Genomic DNA, 26,028 nt, shown 5'->3' on the forward strand with positions numbered 1-26,028 from the left:
GAGAAGATGGGGTGTATGGACACCGCATCCGACGACGAGGTCGCCGCCGACTACCTGAGCGCCGCGCTCGTGCCGCGCCCCTCGAACTGGGTACGTGCGGGAGTCGACGCCCTGCTCGGTTCCGGTGTGCTCAACATGTACGACGTCGAGGTCCGCCGACTCGACACCCAAGCGCTCGTGCTCCGCATCCCCACCGACGCCAATCTGGCGTCGCATCTGTTCGGCAAGATCGAGCTGGAGCTGGAGACGCTCACGGTCTCGGCGTTCCTGGAGTCCTGGCGTCCGATGCAGCGCTGACGGAGACGATCCGTCAGGGTGGGTCGGGCGGGGCCACTCTCGCTCGCCCCGCCCGGCCCCGGATGCGGCAGACTTCCTCCTGGGCGTTCGCCCGTGATCCCGCATCCGCGCCCGGGAGGAGCCCGATGACCAGCGTCGAACTGCAGCGCAGCGGCCCCACCAAGAAGAAGCGCCGACCGATCGCCCCGGACCGCCTGTCGGCCGCCCTGATGCTGATCGCCACCGCTCTGGCCATCATCTGGGCGAACAGCCCCTGGGGTGCCGGCTACGAGCACTTCTGGGAGACGCCCATCACGATCGCCGTGGGCGATGTGCAGATCGACTCGAACCTCCACGCGCTCGTCAACGACGGGCTGATGACGCTGTTCTTCTTCCTCGTCGGACTCGAGGTCAAGCGCGAACTGACCATCGGCGAACTCACTGACCGCGCTCGCGCCACGCTGCCGATCGCGGCGGCGGTCGCGGGGCTCGTGGTACCCGCGGGGATCTTCATCCTCTTCACCCTCGGCACCGACGAGACACACGCGTGGGGCGTCGTGATCTCCACCGACACGGCGTTTCTGCTCGGGGCCCTCGCCATCATCGGCCCGAAGTTCCCCGCACGCCTGCGGGCGTTCCTGCTGACCCTCGCCGTCGTCGACGACATTGGGGCGCTGCTGGTCATCGGCGTCTTCTACTCCGACAGCCTCAACCTCGCAGCTCTCGTGGTGGCCACAGTCCTCATGGGGCTGATCGCCCTGGTGCGCTTCCTGCCCTACGGTCGCGGTTTCTCCTACGCCGCCCTCGGCATCGCCCTCTGGATCATCGTGCTGCTGTCGGGCGTGCACGCGACCCTCGCCGGCGTCGCCATCGCCCTGCTCATCCCGGTCTTCCCACCCCGGCGCAGCGATGTCGAACGCACGGCTGAGCTCACCCGCGCCTTCCGCGAGTCCCCCAACACCGTGTACGCGGCCGCGGTGCAGCGCAGCCTCCGCGACTCGCTCTCGATCAACGAACGCGTGGATGCGGGATGGCGCCCCTACATCTCCTTCGGAGTGCTGCCCCTGTTCGCGCTGGCGAACGCGGGCGTCCACCTCGACCCTGCGACGCTGAAGGAAGCCTTCACCTCGCCGTTGACCTGGGGCATCATCGTCGCGCTCGTCGCCGGCAAGTTCGTCGGCATCACGGGCGCGACCTGGCTGCTACGCGCGACGGGCAAGGGCGTTCTCGCCCCCGGTCTCGGGATGACACGGATCGCCGGCGGCGGGGCCCTTTCGGGCATCGGATTCACGATCGCGCTCTTCCTCGTGCCCATCGCGATCGACGACCCGCACACGCAGGATCTCGCCCGCGTCGGAGTGCTCACCGCATCCGTCCTCGCGTTCCTCGCCGGATGGGCGATCATCTCGATCGGCGACCGCGTGCGTCCGCCCGTCGCCGTCGGCAAGTACCTGAACCGCCCCGTCGACCCCGCGCGCGATCACATCAAGGGACCGAAGGACGCACCGCTGACGATCGTCGAGTACGGCGACTTCGAGTGCCCGTTCTGCGGCCGCGCGACCGGCTCCATCGACGAGGTCTTCGCCGCGCTGGGCGACCAGGTGCGGTGGGTCTGGCGGCACCTGCCGCTCGACGCCCCGCATCCGCACGCCCAGCAGGCGGCGCAGGCATCGGAGGCCGCGGCGGCGCAGGGCCACTTCTACGAGATGACGCGCAAGATGTTCGCCCATCAGGATCAGCTGGAGCTCTCGGATCTGATCCGCTACGCCGACGAGCTGGGTCTGGACACTGATCGCTTCGCCGACGACCTGCGCTCTCCCGCCGTCCTGCGCCACATCCAGGACGACCGCCTGGACGCGGAGCTCATGGACCTGCACTCGACGCCCACGTTCTTCATCGGCGGGATCCGCCATGTCGGCCCGTGGGACTCTGCCTCCCTCATCCGGGCGCTGGAGGCCTCCCGCGGTCGTGTCATCGAGCCACACCCGTAACTCGAGCTCCCGCTCCGAGCGGTTGCCACCCGTTCGACAGCCGTTTGCCCGCCGCCCCTAGGGTGCGCGTGTGCCTACTACCGTCGTCCGTCGTGCGGCGGAGACCCGCCTGACGATCATCGCGCTCGCGGCCATCCTGCTGGTTCTCGTTCTCGTCCTCCTGCCGACGCAGCGCGCGGCAGCGCATCCCACGGGGTCGACGGGCGTGTTCCTCACGGTCCGGCAGGATGCGGTGGATGTGAAGATGCAGATCCAGAAGGCCGGCTTCGTGGCGGCCACGGGCTATGACATCGCCACCGAGCAGTCGGAGCTCGACGCGATCTCCGACAACCTCATGACGTTCCTGCTCCACCGCGTGCATATCTCCGACGAGCAGGGCGCTCTGACCGCCTCCGTGCTCGAGGAACCGACCTTCGCGACGGTGAACGACGAGGATGCGATCGAGACGACGTTGCGCTTCACCGCGGACCGCACGCTGCAGGGTGCGCTGGAGTTCACCGACGACTTCATCATCGACGTCGTCCCCTCACATCAGGTCTACGTCGCGTTGATCAGTGACTGGGACGACGGCCAGATCAACGAGGGCGACCCGCAGGTGATCGGCGTGCTGGGCGGCGGCGTCACCCACCTCACGTGGGAGCGCAGCGACACCGACCCGCTGCACGGACTGCTCGCGGTGATCCGTCTCGGGATGCTGCACATCGCCGAGGGGACCGATCACCTGCTGTTCCTCACGACATTGCTGATCGTCGCCCCCTCGCTCGCGACACGGGCTCGGCGGGGGTGGCGCTGGCAGCAGCCGATCCCCGTCAAGAAGACCGTGGGCAGGGCGGCGCTGACGATCACGGCGTTCACCGTCGGACACCTGATCACCCTCGCTCTCGTCTCGCTCGGGCTCATCTCCTTCCCCGAGAAGCCGGTGGAGATCCTCGTCGCCGTCTCCATCGCCGTCGCTGCCACGCACGCGATGAAGCCGCTGCTCCCACGAGGGGAGCTGCTCATCGCGGGAGTGTTCGGGCTCGTGCACGGCACGGCGTTCGCCACGACGATCCTCGAGCTCAACCTCGGATTCGGCGAGACCCTCGCCGCCATCGTCGGCTTCAACGTCGGTGTGGAACTCGCGCAGCTCATCGCCGCCGTGCTCGTGCTCCCCCTGCTCATCTGGCTCTCCCACGCGCGCGCGTTCGCCGGCTTCCGCACCGCCGTCGCGATCGCCGCGATCGTGGCCGCCGCCGCATGGATCGGCGGGATTCTGACCGACCAGGACTCGGTGCTGCAGCCGGTGTTCACCGGGATCGCCAGTTCCCCCGTCGTGTCGTACCTGCTGCTAGTGGCTCTCGTCGCGGCGCTCTGGTACTTCACGCGCACCACCGCATCCTCGCGACGGATCGAGGTGGAACGATGACCTCGCCGCGGCAGTGCCGACGGGCGGCGCTGGGCCGAGGCTTCGTCGCCCTGACCGTCTCAACCCTCCTCGTGGCAACGGGCGCATGGGCCGCGCACGCCGCCGAGGACGACCCGGATGCCGCGGACGCTCCCAGCGGGTCGATGGTGATCACCGTCGAGATCCCCGAGCATGCCGGGGCCGCGTCCCCGTCGCCCACTCCTACGCCGCCGCAGCAGCCCACCGACGCGCTGCCGGCGACCGGCGGCGATCTGCAGGAGCTTCTTCCGTGGCTGTTCGGCGGGTTGACCGTCACGGGCGTGGGTACAGCCCTGGTCGCTCGCCACCGCCGCCGCGCCTGAGCGCCGCGACACGACGAGACGCCCCCGGATCCTTCCGGGGGCGTCTCGTCGTGTCGCGCTCAGTCAACCGATGCGGCGCCGGCTGCGGCCTTGGCGCGCTCTTCTGCGAGAGCGCGGGCGACCGCATCCTCCACGCGCGCATCGGCACGCTGCTGCGCGGCTTCGCTGCGCCGGCGCCGCGAGCGCAGCAGCAGGAAGACCGCGGCCGCCACGAGCAGCACGATCACGAGCAGCGTCCACGGGATGGCGGCGCCGATCGTCTGGCCCGTCACCGTCTCGAGCGGAGTCGTCGAGCCCGACGCATCGGTCACGACGGGCACCACGTGCACACCGGCGATGAGCGCGAGCACGGGAGGGACACCAGGAACGGAAAGGGTCTGGGTCCATGACTCCCCGGGAAGGAGCGCGGGCACGTCCTGTGCCGCCGCGGCGTCCATTCCGAAGAGGTCGAAGATCCCGCTGACGCGCGCCGTCGGCTGCGCGGCGATCGTCGCGTTGCCGGTGTTGTGCAGGGTGTACGTCACGGTGGCGTCACCGCCGGCGAAGGGGTTGAGCCCGCCGTTCCAGGCCACAGACATGTTCTCGACCGCCAGGGAGGGCACGAGCTCGCCACCCACCCGCAGGTTGACGCGGATTCCCAGTCTCCGATCGACCGTGACGCCGTTCTGCGCGTCCGGCGCACTGAGCGAGGTGACCACGCCGCCGGCATAGTCGCCGGGCGTGGCGTTCTCGGGGACGGAGAGGGTGAACGGGACGGTGACCGTCTCACCGGCCGCCACCGTCACGGTCGCCTGCTGGGGCGCGATCCACGCGCCGATCGCATGGGAAGACTCCCCCGCGACGAGCAGGGACAGCTGGCCCTCGTCGGAAGTCGAGCCGTCGGCGGCGTAGACCTTGAGATCCAGCGCCTCGTCACCGTGGTTCGCGATCGTGACGGCGTCCGAGACCGACCCGCCCGGATCGACCGTGTAGCTGTAGTTCGTCCGCTCCGAGCCCAGGTTGTTGGAGGCGGTCCGGACGGTCCAGGTGACGTCATCGCCCTCGGCGGCCTGAACGGGTGCCGCGAAGGCGAGGACGGTGAGCGCGGCGAGCACCGCGGAGCTCAGCGCGATGAGTCGAGGATGCGGAGGGGTGGAGCGAGGGTTCACGGAGATCCTTCGGGTCGTGGGGCGCAACGGGGATGTCCGTGGGAGGGGGCAGGCGCCCCCTCCCACGGACGGAAGGTGCCGCGGGTGTCAGCCGGCGAGCGCGGTGAGGGTCAGAGTCGCGCGGTAGCTGCCCTTTGCCGTGTCGGTCGGGAGTTTGAGGTCGAGCGCTGCACCCAGCAGAGCCGATCCCTTCGTGTGTCCCTGCGCGGCAGAGCCGAGCACGCGGCTGACGGCCAGACCGTCACCGGTGTCGTAGCCCGAGGAGACGGTTGCACCGGCAGTGGCCCCGGCGCCGTCGGTGACGACCTTCGGCGTCCAGCCCAGGTAGCGGCCGGAGAACGTCTTGTCGCCGTCCGTGAAGTCGCCGAGCACCGAGGTGAGCGACCACGGCGCCAGCGAGGAGCGCGTGTCGGTGACGCTGATCGGGTTGATCTCACCCGTCGCCTCGAAGTAGTCGCCCTTCTCCTGGGCGGTACCGAGGTCTACGAGACCGTTCTGTCCGTCGATCGTCCAGCCGAACTCGCCGGGAGCCTGGTTGGGAACATCGACCTGGATGTCCTGCCCGTCACCGTGGAAGGGGTGGATGGTGACCGAGTCGATCAGGGACCCGACGCTGTCGACCGCCGTGCTCGACCCCGGCGTACCGCACCAGCTGACCTTGCCCTGCTCCACCGCGGCATTGGGAGCGTCGCAGGTGCCCGAGCGGATGCCCTCGACGACGAGCTGGTCGGCGCGCACCTGCACCTTGACGTAGCTGCGCACGTGCTCCTGGTTCTGCACGGAGTTGTACCAGTAATCGCTCGGCTTCAGCGGGTCGGGGCCGTTGCCTGCTCCGGTGGTGCCGCTGTTGTCGGGCGCGGTGATGTCGTAGTACTTCGAGCCCGATGCCGAGTTCGCTGTCATGTAGATGACGCCGCCCTCCCCGACGAAGACGTCGTTCTGTCCGGGCTGCTCGGCCGGGTTGGCCTTCTCGCCGTTCTTGATCTCGTAGCTGCGCGTGTAGACGTGGTCGTGACCCTGGAGCACGAGGTCGACGCCGAGCTTGGAGAAGGTGGTCGGGAAGTCCACGCGGCGCACCTTGTTGTCGGCGTCCTTCGCGTGATCGGCGGCGGAGTAGATCGAGTGGTGGTACACGAGCACGGTGTACTTCGCGTCGGCGCCGTGCTGGTTCACCACATCCGTCACGTACTGCACGTGGGCCGCGTCACCGCCGCCGTTCGCCGAGTCGTAGCTGTTGCTGTTCAGGTCGATGAACAGCACGTCCTTGTAGATGTACCAGTAGTCGCCGCCGGACGTGGTCGCCGTCTTCGTCGGATCCTTGTAGTACGCCGAGGAGTAATCGGTGTTGGGCGTGTAGAAGTGCTGCTCGTACGCCTTGCCGCCGACGTCGTGGTTGCCGATCGTCGCGGCCCAGGGGTACTGGCGCAGCTGGTCGGGAGCGAGGAACGCGTCCCATTGCGGCTCGGTGTTGGCCGTCTCGACCTGGTCACCGCCGGAGACCAGCAGCTCCGCGTTCGGGTTGGCGGTCAGCGCGACGTTCATGGTGTCGGCCCAGCCGGCGCCGTCCTTCGCGACGTTGCCCGAGGAACCGATCTGGGGGTCGCCGAAGAACAGGAAGTCGAAGTCGCCCTCGAAGGACTGCGTCTTGAACGAGTAGGTCGGCGACCAGTTGCCGTCGGAGCCCACGCGGTACGAGTACTGCGTGTTCTCCTGCAGTCCCGACAGCACGGCGTGGCGGTTGTAGCCCGTGGTCGAGATGTTGGCCGCCCCCGTGGCGGCGAAGGTCGTCACGGAGGCGACGAACTGACCGTTCACGACGGCGGAGGTGGGCGCCAACTGCACGACCTGCGACGTGTCGGCAGAGGTGTACCAGGACACCGTGCGCTGCGTCTCGTTGGAGGCGACGCCCAGCACGATGCCGGTGTAGCCCGCCGGGTCGTCGGCGTGCGCCGCAGGGGCGACGAGGGCGCCGCTGAGCATCAGCGCGGCGCCGACCGCCGCCGCCGAGGCCCACAGGGCCGCGCGACCCGTGGGTCGCGAGGGTGCTGCAAGGAGCATGAGTCTTCCGTTTCTGGAGAGGAAGTGGATGTGGGTCAACCAGGCAGGCGCACGGATCCCGGCGCCTGGAAGCAAGCTGGCCCGCCGAGCTTTCCTGAGAGTGAACGATCGATGGCGTACGAATCAGCTGTCGGGCGAACAGATGAGGATCACGACGTGTCCCGCCGGTGCGCTCAGACGGTGAACGACGGCGGCAGATCCGAGGAACAATGCGCGAACCGGGGCGCGAGGGCGAAGTGGCGGCCTCGGCAACCGGCATTCTGGTGTCGTCCCTCCCTCTCTTCTGCAAGGACTCTCTGTGCCGCAACGCTCCGCATCCCTCGCCCTCGGCGCGACCGGCCTCGCGCTGGCGCTCGTGCTCGCCGGATGCGCCGGCGCCGGCTGGGACGTGCCGCGCGAGGCGATCGGAGTGCTGGGCTCGCCCGCGCCGGGCTTCACTCCCGAGGTCGCGCCGACGCCGGAGGCGACGGTGGACCCGCGCCTGGGATCATGGGACGACGTGCACCCCGCACCGGGCTACCGCGTCGTGCTCCTGACAAGCGGCGACGACACGACGACGCAGGCGCTCCGCGACGCCGTAGCCGCATGGGCGGCCGACGAGGACGTCGACCTGCGGACGGTGGATGCCGGCGGCGACGCGATCACGGGCATCGTGCACGCGATGGACATGAGCCCCGAGCTCATCGTCGCGGCGGGCGAGGGCCTCATCGACGCAATGGCGATGGTGACGCCGAACCACCTCGACGTCCCCTTCCTCGTCCTCGGAGCAGAACTCGCCGAGCCCACCGAGAACGTGACCGCCGTCGACTGGACCGGTGCGGGATTCCGCGGCGAGGGCATGGGATCGGCCACCCACTTCGACGAGGCGTCGTTCACCCCCGAGCGCTGCGACGACGCCATCCGTGCGGGCGTCGCAGCCGTGCTGACAGGAATGACCGGAGTCGTCCTCTGGATCTCCTGAGCTCCGTGGGGGCTCAGCGCGACGCAGTGACCTCTGCGCCGGCGTGCGCGATCTCCGCGAGGGCCCTCTCACTCGACTCGGCGTGCACGCCGGCGACGAGGTCGGTGAACACACGCACGTGCCGGCCGGCGGCGATGGCGTCCAGGGCCGACGCGCGCACGCAGTAGTCGGTGGCGAGACCGACCACGTCGATGTCGAGGATGCCGTGATCCTCGAGCAGCTCGGTCGCCGTACGACCGTCGTCGGTGCGTCCCTCGAAAAGCGAGTAGGCGGGCTCTCCCTGCCCCTTCTTGAGGTGGTGTGTCACGGCGGACGTGTCGAAGACCTCGTCGTACTCGGCGCCGAACGTGCCCGCCACGCAGTGCGGCGGCCACGTGTCGATGAAGTCGGGCTCTGCGGCGAAGTGCCCGCCGTTGTCGCCCTCGGCATCGTGCCAGTCCCGGGACGCGACGATGAGGCCGTAGTCACCCGCGTGCTCCGCGAGGTAGGCGGAGATCCGCTCGGCGACCGCGTCACCCCCAGCCACCCCGAGCGCACCGCGCTCGGTGAAGTCGTTCTGGACGTCGACGATGAACAGCGCCTTGGTCATGATCCGAGCGTACGCCGGTACTCGGCGCGCGTCATCGGTGCCGCGTCCTTCGTCTCAGGCCCCGCACGCCACAGCTTGGACGGCCACCACACCGCGCGTCCGATGTCGGAGGCGAGCGCGGGCACCAGGAGCGAGCGGACGACGAAGGTGTCCAGCAGCACGCCGAACGCGACGATGAACGCCAACTGCGCGAGGAACAGGATCGGGATGACGCCGAGGGCGGCGAACGTCGCCGCGAGCACGAGGCCGGCCGAGGTGATCACCCCTCCGGTCGATACGAGGCCGCGCACGATGCCCGCGCGGGTGCCGTGGCGCAGCGATTCCTCCCGCACGCGCGACATGAGGAAGATGTTGTAGTCGATGCCGAGCGCGACGAGGAACACGAAGCCGTACAGCGGCACCGCGGGGTCTGCTCCGGGGAAGTCGAACACGTGATTGAACACGAGCGCGCTCACTCCCATCGCCGTCCCGAACGAGATCACCGTGCTCGCGATCAGCAGGACGGGTGCCAGCACGGACCGCAGCAGAAGCATGAGGATCACGAAGACGACCGCGAGGATGACCGGGATGATGACCGTGCGGTCGCGGATCGAGGTGGCGTTCGTGTCGACGTCGATGGCGGTCTGCCCGCCGACGAGCGCCGCACCTTCCCCGAGATCGTTGTCGAGGGTGTCGCGCAGCGCCACGACGGCATCGTCGGCCGCGGCGGAGTCGGCCGCATCCGCGAGCGTCGCGATCAGCAGCACGTCGCCGTCGACCGTGGTGGCCGAAGGCGCGGGAGTCCCGGGCGGGCCGACCGCGGCGAGCTCGAGCGCGCCTTGCGAGACGCTCACCGAAGCCTGACCCGTCGGCGAGTCTGCAGCGGCGATCGCCACGCTGTCGATGCCCTCGGCATCCGACGTCGCCGTGACGGCGGCGGCCGCATCCGCCTCGGAGACCACGACGTAGACCGGGCTGCCGGAGCCGGCCGGGAAGTGCTCCGCGAGCACGTCCTGGCCGTCACGCGCCTGCGAGTACCCGAGCACGAGGTCGCTGGAGGGCACGCCGTCGGCCTTGAGCTGCGTGACGCCCGCGGCGCCCACGAGGAGGACGACGGTGCTGATGATCCACACCGGACGAGCACGCCGCGTGACGAATCGCGCGACTCGCGGCCACAGGCCTGACACGGGCGCGTTCGGGTCGTCCGACGGCACCGCGGCAGGGTGCTTCGGAATGAAGGGCCAGAAGGCGGCACGCCCCACGAGCGCGAGCAGCGCGGGCAGGAACGTGAGTGCGGAGAGCATCGCGAATGCGATGCCGATGGCCGCGATCGGGCCGAGAGCGCGGTTGCTGGCGAGGTCCGAGAGCAGCAGGCAGAGCAGTCCCGCGACGACGGTTCCGCCGGAGGCGAGGATGGGCTCGAACGCGCCGCGCCAGGCCTGGAGGGTCGCCGGCCATCTCTTCTGCCCCTCGGCCACCGCCTCGCGATATCTCGCGACGAAGAGCAGGGCGTAGTCGGTGGCGGCGCCGATGACGAGGATGAACAGGATGCCCTGCACCTGGCCGTTCAGCACGAAGATTCCGGCTTTGGCGAGCCACCACACCGTCAGCAGTGCCACACACAACGCGAAGACGCTCGTGAGCAGCACGAGAACGGGCAGAAGGGGCGAGCGGTAGACGATGACGAGGATCACGAACACGGCGATGAGCGCGACGCCCAGCAGCAGCCCGTCGATGCCGAGGAAGCCCTCGACGAGGTCCGCGGTGAATCCGGCGGGACCGGTCACCCATCCTTCGACGCCGGAGGGCGCCTGCGACGCGACGACGTCGCGGACCGCCTCGACAGCCTCGGGCACCTCGCCCGAGGCGTCGATGGGCACGAAGATCTGGGCCGCGAGACCGTCGTCGGACACGATCGGCGGCGAGATGCCGTCGAGGACCCCCGGCGTCTGCGCGATGTCGTCGGCCACCGTCTGCAGCTCGGCGAGCTGCCCGTCGCTGAGCTTCTGGTCTGCCGAGAACACCACGACGGCGGGGATGCTGTCGCCGGCGAGGAAATCGGGAAGCCGCTCGTTGACCTGCGTGGAGGCCGCGCTCTGCGGCAGAAACGTCGACTGGTCGTTGGTGGAGACCTCGTCGACCTTGCCGAAGTACGGACCGCCGATCGAGCCCACCACGAGCCAGATGAGTACGAGCAGCGCGGGGATTCCCACCCGGAGCCAGCGCGAGGGTCGGGTCGGAGTCGAGGATGCGGCCATGTCGCTAGCTTATCTAGCTATATGGCCTCTGCGCCAGTCCGTCTTCTCGCGCCGCAACCGCTCACTCCAGGAACATGCTCACCAGCGACAGGGCGAGCGCGAGGGTGCCGACGGCGAGGAAGCCCACGGTGAACCATCCGGTGAGCCGTACGAGCGGAGACCGCGCGACGAACCGCATCCGATCGTCCGAGCCGGGGCGGTAGTAGATGTCCGCCTCGTCTGCGCCCGCGACGTGCGCTTCATCTGCGTCGCTGAGAGCGGCACGCCCGACCCCGCCCTCAGCCGTGAACCAGTGCGCGACGCGTCCGCTCTCGCCGGGCTCGATGACCGCGTGCGCGGCTGTCCACGTGCCGTCGACCAGCAGCAGGATCAGCCAGACGACTCCGATGGCCATCGCACCGAGGAAGCCGACCCAGGTGAACGTCTCCAGCAGCACATCGACGGTGTGACCCACCATCCGATCATCCCACCCCCTCCCGCCACGCTCCCCATCCCCGCCCGCTCCAATCCCGCGAAACTGTCCCCACGCCCCCTCCACGCCCGCTGCGCGGACGCGGAGCCTCGGGGCGCGTGGGCCCATCTTCGCACGAGATCACGGGTAAACACAGTGATCTCGTGCCGTAAGTGCAGTCTCGCGGGGCGGATGCGGTCCCGGAGCGGATGCGGGTGGGCCGGCGGATGCAGGACGGGCGGAGAAAACAAAAGAGGGGCCCCTTCCGGGACCCCTCTTCTCGTGCTGAGCCGCCTAAGGGAATCGAACCCTTGACCTATTCATTACGAGTGAATCGCTCTGCCGTCTGAGCTAAGGCGGCGCGCGTCGCTTCCGCGATGCACAAGCAACGATCTTACATGCTCGAACGGGCCGCCGCGAACGCTCGGGAGCCGCTCACTCGCAGCGCAGGCCGTCCTGCGGCACCGTGCCGTCGACGAAGTACGCCTCCACCGCGTCGTCGACGCAGGTGTTGCCCTTGTTGTAGCCGGTGTGCCCCTCGCCGACCCGGGTGATCAGCACGCCGGAGGCGAGCTGATCGGCCAGCGCGACCGACCAGTCGTAGGGGGTGGCGGGGTCGTTCGTCGTCCCGATGACCACGATGGGAGCGGCCCCCTGAGCGGTCAGCGCCTTGCGCTCACCGCTCGGCGGGAACGGCCACGCGGCGCACGAGTCGACGTCGCTCGACCAGTACGGGGCCACGGTCGGCGCACGCTCCGCGAGCAGGGCCTTCGACGCGGCCTCCTGCTCCGGTGTGGCGTCGTCCGGGTAGTCCATGCAGTTGTAGGCGATGAAGGCTTCGGTGGAGTTGTCACTGTAGGCGCCACCGCTGCGGTTGTAGTAGAAGTCGGCGAGCTGGAACGCAACCGACGGGTCGCCCTGCAGCGCGTCGGAGAGCGCCGTCGTCAGGTACGACCAGCTGTCCTGCGAGTACAGCGCAGCGATGATCGCGGTCATCATCGAGTCGGCGCCCATGCGGCGGCCGTCCGCGTTGGAAAGCGGATTGCGATCGGCGCTCGCGAGCAACGTGCTCAGATCCGCCATGCCGTCGTCGACCGTCCCGGTGAAGGGACAGTCCGAACCCTGGAGGCACGACGCCATATACGCGCGCAGCGCCGACTCGAACCCGATGCCCTGCGTCGTCGACACATCCAGCTGGGAGGTCTGAGGATCGATCGCGCCGTCGAGGACGAGGCGGCCCACACGCTCCGGGAACAGCTGCGCATACGTCGCGCCGAGGAACGTGCCGTACGAGTAGCCGAGGTAGTTGAGCTTCTCGTCGCCCAGCACGCCGCGCAGCAGATCCATGTCACGTGCGGACTGCTCCGTGGTGATGAACTGCAGGATGCCGTCGCTGTTCGCCTCGCACGCCTGGGCGAAGGTCGCGTTGCGGGCCTCGAGCTGACTGTTCCACTCCGCGGACCCGCGGGTGCCGGTGGGGATGTCGAACAGATAGCGGTCCATGTCGGGGGCGTCGAAGCAGCGCACCGCACTCGACTCGCCGACACCGCGCGGGTCGAAGCCGATGACGTCGTAGTCGCTTTGGAGGGCGTCGCCCACGGCGAACGAGAGCGAGTCGCGGATGAGGGCGACACCGCTGGCGCCGGGGCCGCCGGGGTTCGTCAGCAGCGAGCCGAGGGGCTCTCCGTCGGTGGCGAGGTGACGCACGACAGCGAGGTCGATCTCGCCGGCCGACGGGTCGTTCCAGTCCAGCGGCGCCGTGACCGTGGTGCAGTCGAGTCCGGTGCCGCAGGAGTTCCACGAGAGCTCCTGCCCGTAGAACGGCAGCAGTTCCTCGGAGATGCCGGTCGTGTCGGGCTCTGCGCTGCGAGTCGGCGAGGGAGCGACGTCGACCTTGAATGCGCACCCGGCGAGGGCGGCGAGGGTGACGACGACACCTGTCACGGCGATCAGGCGACGGATGCGGGGGGCGGCGCTCACGACGAGCTCCTTCCGGTGGCGACGGCGACCAGCAGACTCTCGAGTGCCAGCGCGGGGGCCGCGTTGCGCTCGAGGTTCCGGCGGGTCAGGGCGATCTCGTCGAGGACGAGGAGAGTGCGGTCCGGCTCCCACGCCGCCGCGAGGGCGTGCAGGTCGTCGGACATCTCGGTGTTGATGAGGCCATCGGTGCGGCCGAACTGCACCATCACGACGTCGCGGAACAGCGACTGCAGATCGGTGAGGACGCGGTCGATGCCGTCGCGGAGGCTGCGCGTCGCGCGGCGCTTCTGCTCGTCGGCCAGGGCGTTGAGCTGAGATCGCACGGCGGGCGGCACTGCGGCACCCTCGGCGAGCCCGACGGTGCGCAGCAGCGACGCCCGTTCCGCCTCGTCGCGCTCGACCGTGAGGGCCTTCGCGTCATCGGTGGCGACCTGCACGATGCGGGCGGCCGCATCGACCGCGTCGCCGACCCCCCGCACGGCCAGGGCGCTGCGCAGCGTCTCGTCGCGTCGACGGCGGGCGTCGGCGTCCGTCGCCAGACGCTGAGCCATGCCGATGTGGCGCTGCGCGTGCCGGGCGGCCTGCTCGGCGACCGCCTCGTCGACGCCGGTGCGCTGGGCGATCAGACGGGCGACGTCCGACACGTCCGGCTCGCGCAGCCGCACCGTGCGCACGCGCGAACGGATGGTGGGCAGCAGATCGGCGTCGCTCGGCGCGCACAGCACCCAGATCGTGCGCTCGGGCGGCTCCTCGAGCGCCTTGAGCAGCACGTTGGAGGTGCGCTCGGCCATGCGGTCGGCGTCTTCGACGACGATCACGCGATACCGGCCCAGCGAGGGCGAGTAATACGCGCGCTCGACGAGCTGACGCGCCTCCTCGATGCGGATGACGACCTGCTCCGTGCGAAGCGCCGTGAGGTCGGGATGGCTGCGAGCGAGAACCTGGCGCACGGCCGCGTCGTCGCCCGGCTCGGCGATGAGCGCCGCCGCGAACCCGTAGGCCAGCGTCGAACGGCCGGAGCCGGGAGGGCCCGTGATCAACCACGCGTGCGTGAGCTGCGCGGGATCGGATGCGGCCGCCTGCAGCAGCTGCACCGCGTCGTCCTGCCCCCACACGTCTTCCCAGGGGAGAGAGGACGCGGCGGTGTGCATGCGCCCAGCCTATCCGCGGCCGTCGACGCTCCCGTCAGCGTCCACAGGAGGCAGCAGGCTTGCGACGCGCTCGCGGATGACGGCGGCGATCTCATCGACGCCCGCGGTCGCATCGATCACGAGGAAACGCTGCGGCTCGCCCGCGGCCAGATCGAGGAAGGCGGCGCGCACCCGCGCGTGGAACTCGTCCTTCTCCGCCTCCAAGCGATCGAACGGCTTGTCGGCCGCATCGAGGCGGGAGCGCGCGGATGCGGGGTCGAGATCCAACAGCACGGTCACGTCCGGGAGAGCGCCTCCGGTGGCCCACAGCGACAGCTGACGAATCTCCCCCGCATCCAGCACGCGCCCGGCGCCCTGGTAGGCGACCGACGAGTCGAGGTAGCGGTCCTGCACGACGATCTCGCCCCGGGCCAGCGCGGGCCGCACGAGCGTCTCGACGTGCTGCGCGCGATCCGCCGCGTAGAGCAGCGCCTCGGCCCGCGCCGCCACGTCGCCTCGGTGATGCAGCACGATGTCACGCACCAGGACACCGACCTCGGTGCCGCCGGGCTCGCGCGTGCGCACGACCGTGCGGCCGGACTCACGCAGCCACTGCTCGAGCAGGCTCGCCTGCGTGGTCTTTCCCGAGCCGTCGCCACCCTCGAAGGTGATCCACAGACCCGACGGCGTCGTGACGGTCACTTCTTCGCGGGCGTCTTGCGGGTGGTCGTCTTGCGCGCCGACGTGCGCTTGGGTGCGGGGCCCTTGGCGCGCTTGTCGGCGAGCAGCTGCTTGGCCCGCTCGAAGTCGACGTCGTCGACCGTCTCGCCGCGCGGGATGGTCGCGTTGGTCTCGCCGTCAGTGACGTAGGCGCCGAAGCGACCGTCCTTGATCTTGATCGGCTTGCCGCTGACCGGGTCCGCGTCGAACTCCTTGAGGGCGCTGGATGCGCGACGGGCACCGTACTTGGGCTGCGCGTAGCGCTCGAGCGCCTCCTCGAGCGTGATGTCGAAGATCTGCTGTTCGGAGTCGAGCGAACGGGAATCGGTGCCCTTCTTCAGGTACGGACCGTAGCGGCCGTTCTGGGCGGTGATCTCCTCCTCGGTCGCCGGGTCGACGCCCACGACACGGGGCAGCTCGAGCAGTTTGAGAGCCGTGTCGAGATCGACGGTGTCGACCGACATGCTCTTGAAGAGCGAGGCGGTGCGGGGCTTGGGCGCGGGCTCCTTCTTGGCGCCGCGCTTCTTGGGCGCTTCGGCGACCTCGCCCGTCGCCTCGTCCACCGCATCCGGGTCGACGGGGTCGACCTCCTGCACGTAGGGACCGAAGCGACCGTCCTTGACCACGATGAGCTTGCCGTTGTCGGGATTCTCGCCCAGCACACGGTCGCCGGCGATCGGGGCGTCGACGAGTTCCTGCGCCTTCTGGGCGGTCAGCTCGTCGGGCGCCAGATCCTCGGGGATGTTGATGATCCGGGGCTTGGCCTCGGGGTCTGCCGGGTCGACCACCTCGAGGTAGGGACCGTACTTGCCGAAGCGGAGCGTCGCGGTGTCGGTGATCCGGGTCGCATTGAGCTCACGTGCATCGATGTCACCGAGGTTGTCGACGATGTGGCGGAGTCCGACGTGATTCTCGGAACCGAAGTAGAACTCCCGCAGCCACTGTTCGCGCCGCTGCTCGCCGCGGGCGATCGCGTCGAGGTCGTCCTCGAGGGCCGCCGTGAAGTCGTAGTCGACGAGGTCGGAGAAGTGCTGCTCGAGCAGGCGCACGACGCTGAAGGCCAGCCAGCTCGGCACGAGCGCCTGACCGCGCTTGGAGACGTATCCGCGGTCGAGGATCACGTCGATGATGCTGGCGAAGGTGGAGGGACGGCCGATGCCCTTCTCCTCCAGCGCCTTCACGAGGCTCGCCTCGGTGTAGCGCGGCTTCGGCGAGGTCGCGTGGCCCTTGGGCTCCACCTCGCGCGTGGCCAGCTCGTCGCCGACGCTCATCGCCGGCAGCGACTGGTCGTCGGCCTTGTCGGCGTCGGCGCGCTTCTCGTCGCGGCCCTCCTCGTAGGCCTCCAGGAAGCCCTTGAAGGTGTAGACGGTGCCGGATGCGGTGAACTCGAGCGCCTTCTGATCCGCCGTCAGCGACAGGGTCACCGTGGTGGTCTCGTACTTGGCGTCGGCCATCTGGCTCGCGACGGTGCGCTTCCAGATCAGGTCGTACACGCGCTGCTCGTCGCGGTCGAGGTGGGAGGCGACGGATGCGGGGGTGCGGAAGTGTTCGCCGGAGGGGCGGATGGCCTCGTGCGCCTCCTGCGCGTTCTTGCTCTTGCTCGCGTAGACGCGCGGGTTGGCGGGCACGGCGCGATCGCCGTACAGGCTCACGGCCTGCTCGCGCGCCGCTTCGACCGCCTGCTTCGAGAGCGAGGTCGAGTCGGTGCGCATATAGGTGATGTACCCCTTCTCGTAGAGGCGCTGAGCGACACTCATCGTGTGCTTCGCGCTCATCGAGAGCTTGCGGCCGGCCTCCTGCTGCAGGGTCGAGGTCGTGAAGGGCGCGCGGGGACTGCGGGTCCCCGGCTTCGATTCGAGTGCGGAGACGTGCGCCGTGCCGACGCCCTCGATGGCCGCAGCCAGTGCGCGCACGTCGTCCTCGGTGAGGACGACGACCGCCTTCTTCAGCTGGCCTTTGTCGTCGAAGTCGGTGCCGCGCGCGAGCGGTGCGCCGTCGATGCGGGCAAGGCGCGCGGTGAAGGACTGGTCGCCCTTGACGGCGAGCGTCTCGATGTCCCAGTAGCTCGCCGAGACGAACGACATGCGCTCGCGCTCGCGGTCGACGACGAGACGCGTGGCCGCCGACTGCACGCGACCGGCGCTCAGGGCAGCGCCCTCACGACCGCTGCCGACCTTGCGCCACAGCACGGGCGAGACGTCCCAGCCGTAGAGCCGGTCGAGCACGCGACGCGTCTCCTGGGCGTCCACGAGGGCCAGATCGAGCTCGCGCGTGTTCTCAGCGGCCGCGCGGATGGCGTCCTTGGTGATCTCGTGGAACACCATGCGCTTGACGGGGACCTTGGGCTTGAGCACCTCGAGCAAGTGCCACGCGATGGCCTCGCCTTCGCGGTCTTCATCGGTGGCGAGCAGGACCTGGCTCGCATCCTTCACCGCCCGCTTGAGTTCGGCGACGGTCTTGGTCTTGCGGTCGTTGACCACGTAGAAGGGGTCGAAGCCGTTGTCGACGTCGATCGAGTACTTGCCGTACGCGGCCTTCTTCTCGGCCGGAATGTCCTTCTTGCTCGCGAGGTCGCGGATGTGCCCCACGGAGCTGAGCACCTCGTAGTCATCACCCAGGTAGCCCTGGATCGAGGTCATCTTGGTCGGCGACTCGACGATCACGAGCGTCTTGCCGCTCTTCGTCGTGGTCTGAGAACCCTTTGCCAACGGTGGTCCTTTCGTCGCTGTCACCATACACACCTCGGGACGGTGGTCGGCTGGAGGGCCGGTTCACCCGTCGTCGCGCGGCTCGGGCGCGGGACCCGCGCGGGCTGCGGCCTGGGCGGGGAACGGACCGAAGGCGCTGCTGAGGCGCACGGTCGCGATGAGACCCTCCACCTCGCAGGATACGACCTCCGCGGATGCGGTGGCTGCCAGCTGGGCGGCGCGCTCGCACGGAACGCCCGTCACGGCACCGGATGCGGCGTCCGCCGCGGCGAGCGCCGCCGCATCCGTCGCCGCCGACAGTCGTTGCGCATGCACGCTCGCCGCGCCGACGACGCTGAGGCCCGCGACGAGAGCTGCGAGCGCGCCGATCGTGCCCACCGTCGCCGCCGTGCCGGGCATCAGCGTCCGCCCGACAGGGCGCACGAGCGGGCGCTGAGCGAGATCGCGGGCAGCGGCGCAGGAACCGATGCGGTCACGCACACGAGGTCGCCCTCCTCCCCGATCGTGCCGCTCGCGCCCGGCGCGGCGTGGGCGAGGACCCCGAGCGCCCGCGCGGCGTCCTCACCCCGCGCCGCGAGCCGCGCCGCATCCGCCGCAGCATCCTGCAGGCGCACCTGAGCGGCTGCGGTGGCGAGCCCGCCGACACCGAGGGCCAGCACGAGCAGCACCGCCGGCACGGCGACCGCGAACTCCGCCGCGGCCGAGCCGCGATCGCCGAGCCGGGATCTCATTCGACCGTGAGAGCGCGGCGCACGAGATCCTCCAGGATCCCCCGCACCTCATCGGATCTCATGATGATGACGAGAAGTCCCGCGAAGGCGACGGCGGCCATCGTCGCGATCGCGTACTCGGCCGTCGCCGCTCCCGAGTCGTCGCCGAACAGCTCGGCCGCACGGCGGCGGGTGAGCGTCGGCAGGCGCCGTCGGGCGTCGGTGGTGGGGGTCATGTGTTGCTCCTCTCTTATGGGCACCGGCGGGTGGGCACGCGGTCACAGCGGGAGTGCGGATGCGCCGAGCACGCTCATGAGCATCGGCGCGACCCCCAGCAGCAGGAAGGCGGGCAGGATGCAGACCCCCAGCGGCAGCAGGAGGGCGGCGCCGAGCCCGGCCGCCCGCATCCGGCCGTCCGTGCGAGCGCGGTGGCGGGCGAGGGACGCGCCCGCACGCAGGAGCTCGACGGCGGGGACCCCGGCGGAGCGCGAGAGCTGCAGCAGCGCGTCGAGCCCCGGGTCCGGTGCGTCGACCTCCGGATCGGCCAGCGCCCGGGCGCGCTCGATCGACACTCCGCCGGAGAGCGCGATCGCGACGAGCTCGGCGTGCAGCCCCGGCATCGCGGGAGCGGGTGTCGCGCGGCGGGTGAGCGCACCGGTCCAGACGCGCGCCACGATCATCAAGGAGATGCCCGCGATGAGGCATCCGATTCCGATGGGACTGCCGGTGAGGACGCCGATCGTGTCGAACCCCAGCGCCACGCCCAGACCGATGGAGACGAGCGGCAACCAGGCCATGAGCCGGGCGGTGGCCGCCGGCTCGGCGAGGGCGACGCGCACCTCGTCGCGGCACTCCTGCGCGTCGCGGACGGCGGCGGCGACCGCCCGGAGGCTCTCGGCGAGCGGAGCGCCGACGGCGGTGGCCACCCGCCAGGTCGCGGCCAGTGGCCGCCACCGGTCACCGCGGGCGGCGATCGCACCCGGGAGCGGCTGCCCCTGCGTGTGCGCCGCGTGGATCGCGACCGCGTCCGCATCCCCCGCGGAAGCCAGGAACCCCCAGGCGGACGCCGGCGAGATACCCGTGCGCAGCAGCACCGACAGGCGCTGGGCCGCGTCCCCCACACCGTCGGGAGCGGGTCGACGACGTGCGATCAGCCCCATGGGACCTCCTCCATCCCCAGCCGCCCGTCGACCAGGACCGGACGCGCCATGCCTGCGACGCCCCGCGCGCCGTCTGCGTCGCGGGCGACGTGGACGACCACACCGATCGCGCTGACCACCTGGCGCGCGAGCGCGGTGTCGTCGAGCCCCGCGAGCGCGCCCAGCGCCTCCAGCCGCGCCGGCACGTCATCGATGCCGTTGGCGTGCAGAGTGCCCGCTCCGCCGTCGTGCCCGGTGTTCAACGCCGTCAGCAACTCGCGCACCTCGGCGCCGCGGCACTCGCCGACCACGAGTCGGTCCGGCCGCATCCGCAGCGCCTCGCGCACCAGGCGGGTGAGATCGATGCCACCCGCACCCTCGAGGTTGGCCTGGCGCGCCTCGAGACGGACGTGATGCGGATGACGGATGCGGAGCTCCGCCACGTCCTCGATGGTCACGATCCGCTCGCGCTCGGGTGCGGACGAGAGCAACGCCGCCAGGAGAGTGGTCTTGCCGCTGCCGGCTGCTCCCGTCACCAACAGGTTCTCGCGGGCGACGACGAGCTGTTGCAGCGCCCGCTCACTCCGAGCATCGAGCATCCCCGCCTCGCGCAGGGCCGCCAAGGATCCCAGCTGACGCCGCGGCACGCGGATGGAGATCGTCGTGCCGTCCGCGCTGACGGGCGGCAGCACGGCGTGAACCCGGACGCCGCCGTCGAGGCGCACATCGACGCACGGCGTCGCATCGTCGATGTGTCGACCGCCCTGCGCGATGAGGCCCGTCGCGATCTCGCGGACCTCGCTCTCGGTCGCCTGCCAGTGCGGCACCGATTCGGCGCCGCGGCCGCGATCCACGAAGAGGCCGCGCTCGCCGTTGATGAAGATGTCGGTGACCTCCGGGTCACTCAGATGCACCCGCACCGGATCCCACGCCGCGACCGACAGCCCGCCCAGTATCGGGCGCGACGCATCGGCGTCGCGGGCGACCGCCTGCGCCTCAGCCCCGCCGGATGCAGACGCACCCCGTGGCGCGACGACGAAGGGCTGCGGCATGGAGACGACGCTAGGCGCGCGCCCGCCGCTGAACCGGCGTGCAGCAATGCCCGGTTGACGAACCGCGGCGGCGCAGCGGCTGGGGAGATCCGAGCGGCCGGCGGAGGCGCGACGCACTCCGGGCAAAAGAAAAGGCGGCATCCCATTGGGGGGTTGGGATGCCGCCGAGCACAGCCCCGCAAATTGGGGGTGATGAGGGCCGTGCTCCCCGCCGCGAGGGCGGGCGCACACGAGCATACGCAACCTCACACCGGCGGCCAAACGGCATGCCGGACCAATCGCATTGATATATCGGTGTCCGCCGTCCACCTTCTAATGGAGGTATCCGCCCGCGACCGGGGCGGGTGATGATGTGCGAGACGTCCCGCACGTCATCCCGAACAGCGCGCAAAGGAGCGAGCCATGAGCAGCCAGATCGACCACCTGCTGAACGAGACCCGTCGTTTCGCCCCCAGCGCCGAGTTCGCAACGGGCGCAGTCGCCACCGCCGAGCTCTACGAGCGGGCGGCCTCCGACCGAGAAGGCTTCTGGGCGGACCAGGCACGCGAGCTCCTGCACTGGCACACCCCGTTCTCCGAGGTGCTCGACTGGTCGAACCCTCCCTTCGCCCGGTGGTTCGGTGACGGCGAGCTCAACGTCGCCTACAACTGCCTCGACCGCCATGTGCTCGCCGGCAACGGCGACCGCGTCGCGCTGCTGTGGGAGGGCGAACCCGGCGACGAGCGCCGCGTCACCTACGCGGAGCTGACCGAGGAGGTCAAGCGCACGGCCAATGTGCTCACGGAGCTGGGAATCGGCGAAGGCGACCGCGTTGCGCTCTACCTGCCGATGATCCCCGAGGCGGTGGCAGCGATGCTCGCAGTGGCGCGAGTCGGCGCCATCCACTCCGTCGTCTTCGGCGGATTCTCCGCGGACAGCCTGCGCGCACGCATCGACGACGCCGGTGCGAAGCTCGTGATCACGGCGGACGGCGGCTACCGCAAGGGAAAGGTCTCACCCCTGAAGCCCGCCGTGGATCAGGCCCTCGCCGACCGGGGTTCGGGCGCGCAGGAGACCGTCGAGCACGTGCTCGTCGTGCGCCGCGGCGGCAACGACGTGGACTGGAAGCCGGGCCGCGACATCTGGTGGCACGACGCGGTGGCGGCCGCATCCGCCGAGCACGAGGCGAAGCCCTTCGACGCCGAGAATCCGCTGTTCATCCTGTACACCTCCGGCACCACCGGAAAACCCAAGGGCATCCTGCACACCTCCGGCGGCTACCTCACGCAGGCCGCCTACACGCACCGCAACGTCTTCGATCTGCACCCCGAGCGCGACGTCTACTGGTGCACGGCCGACATCGGCTGGATCACCGGCCACAGCTACGTCACGTACGGCCCGCTCGCGAACGGCGCCACGCAGGTGATATACGAGGGAACACCGGATGCGCCGCATCCCGGCCGCTGGTGGGAGATCGTCGAGAAGTACGGCGTCACGATCCTCTACACGGCGCCCACCGCCATCCGGTCGTTCATGAAGATCGGACGCCAGGTGCCGCAGGAGTTCGACCTCTCGTCGCTGCGGCTGCTCGGCTCGGTCGGCGAACCCATCAACCCCGAGGCGTGGATGTGGTACCGCAACGTGATCGGCGCCGAGCGCACTCCGATCGTGGACACCTGGTGGCAGACCGAGACCGGCGCCATCATGATCTCGGCCCTCCCCGGCGTCACCGAGACCAAGCCCGGGTCGGCGCAGGTACCACTCCCCGGCATCTCGGTGGATGTCGTGGACGAGTCGGGCGAGGAAGTCGGCAACGATGCGGGCGGACTGCTCGTGGTCACCGAGCCCTGGCCCAGCATGCTGCGCGGCATCTGGGGCGACCCGGACCGCTTCGTCGAGACGTACTGGGAGAAGTTCGCCGACCGCGGCTACTACTTCGCCGGCGACGGCGCCCGCCGCGATGAAGACGGCGACATCTGGCTGCTGGGCCGTGTGGACGACGTCATGAACGTCTCCGGACACCGCCTGTCCACTGCCGAGATCGAATCGGCACTCGTGGGCAACGAAGCGGTCGCCGAGGCGGCCGTCGTCGGCGCCAGCGACGAGACCACCGGCCAGGCCGTCGTGTCGTTCGTGATCATCAAGGAGAGCTACCTGCGCGAGCACTCCCCCGAGGGCCTCGCCCAGACCCTGCGGGCGTGGGTCGGCGAGCAGATCGGCCCTATCGCCCGGCCGCGCGACGTCTACATCGTCACGGAGCTGCCCAAGACCCGCAGCGGCAAGATCATGCGTCGCTTGCTCCGCGACGTCGCAGAGGGACGCGAGGTCGGCGACACGACCACCCTCGCCGACACCATGGTGATGTCCACCATCCAGGCCAAGCTCTCCACGAAGTAGGAGCGAACGAGAGAGCCCCGCATCCCTCGGAGGACGCGGGGCTCTCTCGTGCGCGAGACTCCTCAGGGAACGTACCCGGGCTGCGTAGCGATGAGCTCGCCGCCGGAGAGCGCCAGCACGACGGCGAGTCCGACGAGGGATGCGACGACCACAGCCCCTCCAGCCCAGAGCACTCCCCTCGCCCTGTCGAACCGGCCCGCGGTCGCCACCAGACACAGAAGCGCGAAGCCCGCGAGGTGCGCGACGACCAGCGGCGCAACGCCGAGCAGCAGTGTCGTTCCCGCCATCGTCGTTCCCGCGGCGAGAGCTTTCGGCTGCTCCGTGACCTCCTCGAGAGAGGCGAGCGCGAGCAGGAACCATGCGCCGGTCATCACGAGCACGCCCACGACGGCGAGGAGCCAGAAGAGCGCCGCGACGAGGTCGTTGCGCCAGCCGCGTTCCGGCCCCGGCGCCGGGTACGGCGTCGCGTCGCTCACCAGACGGATGCGCGCCGCGCGGTGAAGCCGGCGTGCAGGGCCGTCGAGGGGCGCACCGCGGCGGACAGAGCCATCGGAGGAAGATCCGGCGACGGCGTCCGATCCCGCGTGATCCAGCGTCGGATGGTGGTAGCCAGCGAGAGGGCCACGAAGCTCGCGATCAGCTTGTCCAGCAGCGACGTGATCAGATTGGCGGTCCCGATCGCGATCGGGAGCACCATCCCCGCGTCCAGGAACCGCGCGGTCAACGAGTTTCCGGCGACATGAGCGCTGAAGCCGCCGTACACGAGATCCGTGATCGGGGCGGCGACGACCGTGCAGGCGACGGCGACGACCACGCTGAGCAGCAGAAACCGCGAGAGCGAGCGCCCCCATCCCCAGCGGTGCACGCCATAGCCCCAGAGGAGGGCCCCCACCACTGCGACGGGTGTGAACGGAAGACCCAAGGTGCTCTGATTGAGCAACGCGCCGCCCAGTTGAGTGACGATGGCCGTCGCGACCGCGTACCAGGGGCCGAGAGCGACGGCCACCACCGCCGTGCCGGCCATGTCCAGATAGAGCGGAAGATCAAGCCAGAGAACGACGCGGCCGCCCGCCACGTTGAGGAGCACGGCTGCGACCATGACGCCGATGACGAGGGCGATTCGACGCCCGCCGCTCCGAGGCGCCTCGATGCGGAGCACGGAGGCCGCCGTGACCGGCGGCGCCTCGAGGCCGGATGCTGTCGCCGCGCGCTGCGAGGGCCGCGGTGCGGCGGACTTGGCCGCGACGCACCGCGCGCGCCAGCTCTCCGCCTCGGCCTCGGTCACGCCGAGACTGCGCACGACGTCGACGACGAGGTCGGCGTCGAGTCGGGTGCGACCGGGCCGAAACGCGTCGTAGACCGTCGAGCGCGACACGGCGACCGACGAACGGCCGGAACGATCCGCTCTGAGACCCGTGACGCGCGCCGCGATCTCGGCGTAGCTCACCCCACCCGCCTCATGGCGGAGCCGCTGGAGATCCTCCGCGACGGAGATCACCGCTCCGCTCCCCGCGACACGACCGATGTCGTCGCCGTTCATCCTGCCCCCCGCTTTTCCCAGACGCTCATTCTGGCGCACCGCCTCACGACGCGACAACAGACGACCAGGGCTGTCCGGGATCGTCTGGGATCCGTCGCTCGATCCCGGATGCGCGGCGCTGCCCCCAATAGCGTCGTCACGAAGCCGTGGAACGCCGACCGTGCTGTCGGAGCGCGAACCACCGGTCGGGCACATGCAGGAGCCCCGCGACCTTGGGGGGCGCGGGGCTCCTGCATGGGTGGGGCCTCAGACGAGCGTGAAGACGACCTCGACCTCGACGGGGCTGTCGAGCGGGAGAACGGGCACGCCCACAGCGGAACGGGCATGACGGCCGGCCTCACCGAAGATCTCGGCGAGCACGTTGCTGGCTCCGTTGATGACGCCGGGCTGTCCGGTGAACTCGGGCACCGACGACACGAAGCCGGTCACCTTCAGCACACCGGTCAGGCGGTCGACGCCTCCTACGGCGGCCGCGGCCGCCGCCACCGCGTTCAGCGCCGACTGGCGGGCGTAGGTCGCGGCATCCGCCGGCGCAACGAGGCCCTCACCCTCGCCGACCTTGCCTGTCGCGGGAAGCTGACCCGCCACGAACGGGAGCTGGCCGGCCGTGTGCACGAGGTCACCGAAGGCCTTGGCGGGGATGTAGGACGCGACGGGCGGCACGACCTCCGGCAGGTCGATTCCCAGCTCCGCGAGTCGTTCGGACACGGTGCTCATACGTTCTCTCCTTCGAACTGACGCGCGGCGACCTGCGCCGCACCGAGGCCGGTGTTGGCGGCCGCATCCGTGCCGACCGGACGCTTGAAATAGGCGACGAGACCGCCCTCGGGACCCTGCACGACCTGGACGAGCTCCCAGCCCTGCTTGCCCCAGTTGTTCAAGATGGCGGCGGTGTTGTGGATCAACAGCGGAGTGGTGAGGTACTCCCAGGTGGTCACGGCGTCTCCCGTTCGTGGATGGGGACGGGGTCTGAGCCCCGGAAACAGCGAGAGCCGGATGCAGCGCCATCGAGTGTTCGCCCAGCATCCTGGCTTACGATCACCCTATGCCCGATAAGAAACGCACGGCCACCGGTGTGCTCTCTGGCCTCGCCGGACTCGTCGGCCTGAGCGTCGTCGCCGGTGTTCTCATCACCGCCACGGTCACGCCCGCCATCGCCGTCACCGGCGCCGCAACCTCGCAGGCCATCAAGCTGTTCGACAACATGCCGAACTAC

Annotated in this window: 24 protein-coding genes and 1 tRNA gene; 6 read left to right on the plus strand and 19 right to left on the minus strand. The window is 70.0% G+C overall.

The genetic code is table 11. The features are described 5' to 3' along the window. The first annotated feature begins 15 nt into the window (after nt 1–15). The 4 genes from AC1VNH_RS06500 to AC1VNH_RS06515 all read left to right on the plus strand — a co-directional run bounded on the left by AC1VNH_RS06500 (nt 16) and on the right by AC1VNH_RS06515 (nt 4,013). Nucleotides 16–297 carry a hypothetical protein gene (locus tag AC1VNH_RS06500; protein ID WP_483110425.1) on the plus strand — a complete coding sequence of 94 codons (282 nt, stop codon included), beginning with the start codon at nt 16–18 and terminating at the stop codon, nt 295–297. A gap of 125 nt (nt 298–422) precedes the next feature. Then, on the plus strand, nt 423–2,267 hold the full coding sequence (gene nhaA / locus AC1VNH_RS06505; protein ID WP_483110427.1) for a Na+/H+ antiporter NhaA: 1,845 nt from the start codon (nt 423–425) through the stop codon (nt 2,265–2,267). 70 nt (nt 2,268–2,337) lie between these two features. Further along, a complete protein-coding gene (locus AC1VNH_RS06510) occupies nt 2,338–3,672 on the plus strand; it encodes a HupE/UreJ family protein (RefSeq protein ID WP_483110429.1) in 1,335 nt (444 codons plus the stop codon). Beyond that, entirely contained in the window at nt 3,669–4,013 is a 345-nt protein-coding gene (locus AC1VNH_RS06515; RefSeq protein WP_483110431.1) for a hypothetical protein, read from the plus strand. Before AC1VNH_RS06510 ends, AC1VNH_RS06515 begins: the two co-directional genes overlap by 4 nt. A 59-nt stretch (nt 4,014–4,072) precedes the next feature. Here the strand turns inward: AC1VNH_RS06515 and AC1VNH_RS06520 are convergent, their stop codons facing one another. After that, the gene (locus AC1VNH_RS06520; RefSeq protein ID WP_483110432.1) at nt 4,073–5,161 is read right to left on the minus strand and encodes a WxL protein peptidoglycan domain-containing protein; all 1,089 of its coding nucleotides are present in this window, start codon (nt 5,159–5,161) and stop codon (nt 4,073–4,075) included. 87 nt (nt 5,162–5,248) lie between these two features. Further along, nucleotides 5,249–7,219 carry a purple acid phosphatase family protein gene (locus AC1VNH_RS06525; RefSeq protein WP_483110434.1) on the minus strand — a complete coding sequence of 657 codons (1,971 nt, stop codon included), beginning with the start codon at nt 7,217–7,219 and terminating at the stop codon, nt 5,249–5,251. A 298-nt stretch (nt 7,220–7,517) separates the two neighbouring features. On the opposite strand from AC1VNH_RS06525, the gene AC1VNH_RS06530 reads away from it, so the two are divergent. Continuing rightward, nucleotides 7,518–8,180: a hypothetical protein gene (locus AC1VNH_RS06530; RefSeq protein WP_483110435.1), complete on the plus strand. Its 663-nt coding sequence runs from the start codon at nt 7,518–7,520 to the stop codon at nt 8,178–8,180. Between the two features lie 13 nt (nt 8,181–8,193). Here the strand turns inward: AC1VNH_RS06530 and AC1VNH_RS06535 are convergent, their stop codons facing one another. From AC1VNH_RS06535 to AC1VNH_RS06595, 13 genes are all read right to left on the minus strand, one after another. Next, nucleotides 8,194–8,769 carry an isochorismatase family protein gene (locus AC1VNH_RS06535; RefSeq protein WP_483110437.1) on the minus strand — a complete coding sequence of 192 codons (576 nt, stop codon included), beginning with the start codon at nt 8,767–8,769 and terminating at the stop codon, nt 8,194–8,196. Next, nucleotides 8,766–11,006 carry an MMPL family transporter gene (locus AC1VNH_RS06540; protein WP_483110438.1) on the minus strand — a complete coding sequence of 747 codons (2,241 nt, stop codon included), beginning with the start codon at nt 11,004–11,006 and terminating at the stop codon, nt 8,766–8,768. The genes AC1VNH_RS06535 and AC1VNH_RS06540 overlap by 4 nt, the downstream gene beginning before the upstream one ends. A 61-nt stretch (nt 11,007–11,067) precedes the next feature. Continuing rightward, nucleotides 11,068–11,463 carry a hypothetical protein gene (locus tag AC1VNH_RS06545; RefSeq protein ID WP_483110440.1) on the minus strand — a complete coding sequence of 132 codons (396 nt, stop codon included), beginning with the start codon at nt 11,461–11,463 and terminating at the stop codon, nt 11,068–11,070. Nucleotides 11,464–11,745: 282 nt separating this feature from the next. Next, a tRNA-Thr gene (locus AC1VNH_RS06550) sits at nt 11,746–11,818 on the minus strand. A gap of 74 nt (nt 11,819–11,892) precedes the next feature. Then, nucleotides 11,893–13,437: an alpha/beta hydrolase gene (locus tag AC1VNH_RS06555; RefSeq protein WP_483110441.1), complete on the minus strand. Its 1,545-nt coding sequence runs from the start codon at nt 13,435–13,437 to the stop codon at nt 11,893–11,895. Further along, complete coding sequence (locus AC1VNH_RS06560) at nt 13,434–14,588, minus strand: DNA polymerase III subunit delta' (RefSeq protein ID WP_483110443.1); 1,155 nt, start codon at nt 14,586–14,588, stop codon at nt 13,434–13,436. The genes AC1VNH_RS06555 and AC1VNH_RS06560 overlap by 4 nt, the downstream gene beginning before the upstream one ends. A gap of 9 nt (nt 14,589–14,597) precedes the next feature. Beyond that, nucleotides 14,598–15,269 carry a dTMP kinase gene (gene tmk, locus AC1VNH_RS06565; RefSeq protein ID WP_243231494.1) on the minus strand — a complete coding sequence of 224 codons (672 nt, stop codon included), beginning with the start codon at nt 15,267–15,269 and terminating at the stop codon, nt 14,598–14,600. Further along, a complete protein-coding gene (gene topA / locus AC1VNH_RS06570; protein WP_483110445.1) occupies nt 15,266–17,995 on the minus strand; it encodes a type I DNA topoisomerase in 2,730 nt (909 codons plus the stop codon). The genes tmk and topA overlap by 4 nt, the downstream gene beginning before the upstream one ends. Nucleotides 17,996–18,058: 63 nt before the next feature. Next, entirely contained in the window at nt 18,059–18,394 is a 336-nt protein-coding gene (locus AC1VNH_RS06575) for a helicase (protein WP_243231497.1), read from the minus strand. After that, a complete protein-coding gene (locus AC1VNH_RS06580; protein WP_483110447.1) occupies nt 18,394–18,726 on the minus strand; it encodes a TadE family type IV pilus minor pilin in 333 nt (110 codons plus the stop codon). Before AC1VNH_RS06580 ends, AC1VNH_RS06575 begins: the two co-directional genes overlap by 1 nt. Beyond that, nucleotides 18,723–18,941: a DUF4244 domain-containing protein gene (locus tag AC1VNH_RS06585; RefSeq protein ID WP_483110449.1), complete on the minus strand. Its 219-nt coding sequence runs from the start codon at nt 18,939–18,941 to the stop codon at nt 18,723–18,725. Before AC1VNH_RS06585 ends, AC1VNH_RS06580 begins: the two co-directional genes overlap by 4 nt. A gap of 42 nt (nt 18,942–18,983) precedes the next feature. Further along, nucleotides 18,984–19,865 carry a type II secretion system F family protein gene (locus AC1VNH_RS06590; RefSeq protein WP_483110451.1) on the minus strand — a complete coding sequence of 294 codons (882 nt, stop codon included), beginning with the start codon at nt 19,863–19,865 and terminating at the stop codon, nt 18,984–18,986. Next, entirely contained in the window at nt 19,856–20,896 is a 1,041-nt protein-coding gene (locus AC1VNH_RS06595; protein WP_483110453.1) for a TadA family conjugal transfer-associated ATPase, read from the minus strand. The genes AC1VNH_RS06590 and AC1VNH_RS06595 overlap by 10 nt, the downstream gene beginning before the upstream one ends. 402 nt (nt 20,897–21,298) lie before the next feature. Between AC1VNH_RS06595 and acs the strand changes: the two genes are divergently transcribed. Then, the gene (acs, locus tag AC1VNH_RS06600) at nt 21,299–23,272 is read left to right on the plus strand and encodes an acetate--CoA ligase (protein ID WP_483110454.1); all 1,974 of its coding nucleotides are present in this window, start codon (nt 21,299–21,301) and stop codon (nt 23,270–23,272) included. Nucleotides 23,273–23,334: 62 nt separating this feature from the next. Here acs and AC1VNH_RS06605 read toward each other — a convergent pair whose 3' ends face one another. The 4 genes from AC1VNH_RS06605 to sp36 all read right to left on the minus strand — a co-directional run bounded on the left by AC1VNH_RS06605 (nt 23,335) and on the right by sp36 (nt 25,750). After that, nucleotides 23,335–23,748: a hypothetical protein gene (locus AC1VNH_RS06605; RefSeq protein ID WP_483110456.1), complete on the minus strand. Its 414-nt coding sequence runs from the start codon at nt 23,746–23,748 to the stop codon at nt 23,335–23,337. Further along, nucleotides 23,745–24,812: a hypothetical protein gene (locus AC1VNH_RS06610; RefSeq protein ID WP_483110458.1), complete on the minus strand. Its 1,068-nt coding sequence runs from the start codon at nt 24,810–24,812 to the stop codon at nt 23,745–23,747. Before AC1VNH_RS06610 ends, AC1VNH_RS06605 begins: the two co-directional genes overlap by 4 nt. Nucleotides 24,813–25,058: 246 nt before the next feature. Next, nucleotides 25,059–25,529 (minus strand): RidA family protein, encoded by a 471-nt coding sequence (locus AC1VNH_RS06615; protein ID WP_483110460.1) that lies wholly within the window; start codon nt 25,527–25,529, stop codon nt 25,059–25,061. Next, complete coding sequence (gene sp36, locus AC1VNH_RS06620) at nt 25,526–25,750, minus strand: Sp36 family protein (protein ID WP_483110462.1); 225 nt, start codon at nt 25,748–25,750, stop codon at nt 25,526–25,528. Before sp36 ends, AC1VNH_RS06615 begins: the two co-directional genes overlap by 4 nt. Nucleotides 25,751–26,028 lie beyond the last annotated feature (278 nt).

It is taken from the genome of Microbacterium sp. KU4F, from assembly GCF_056868075.1.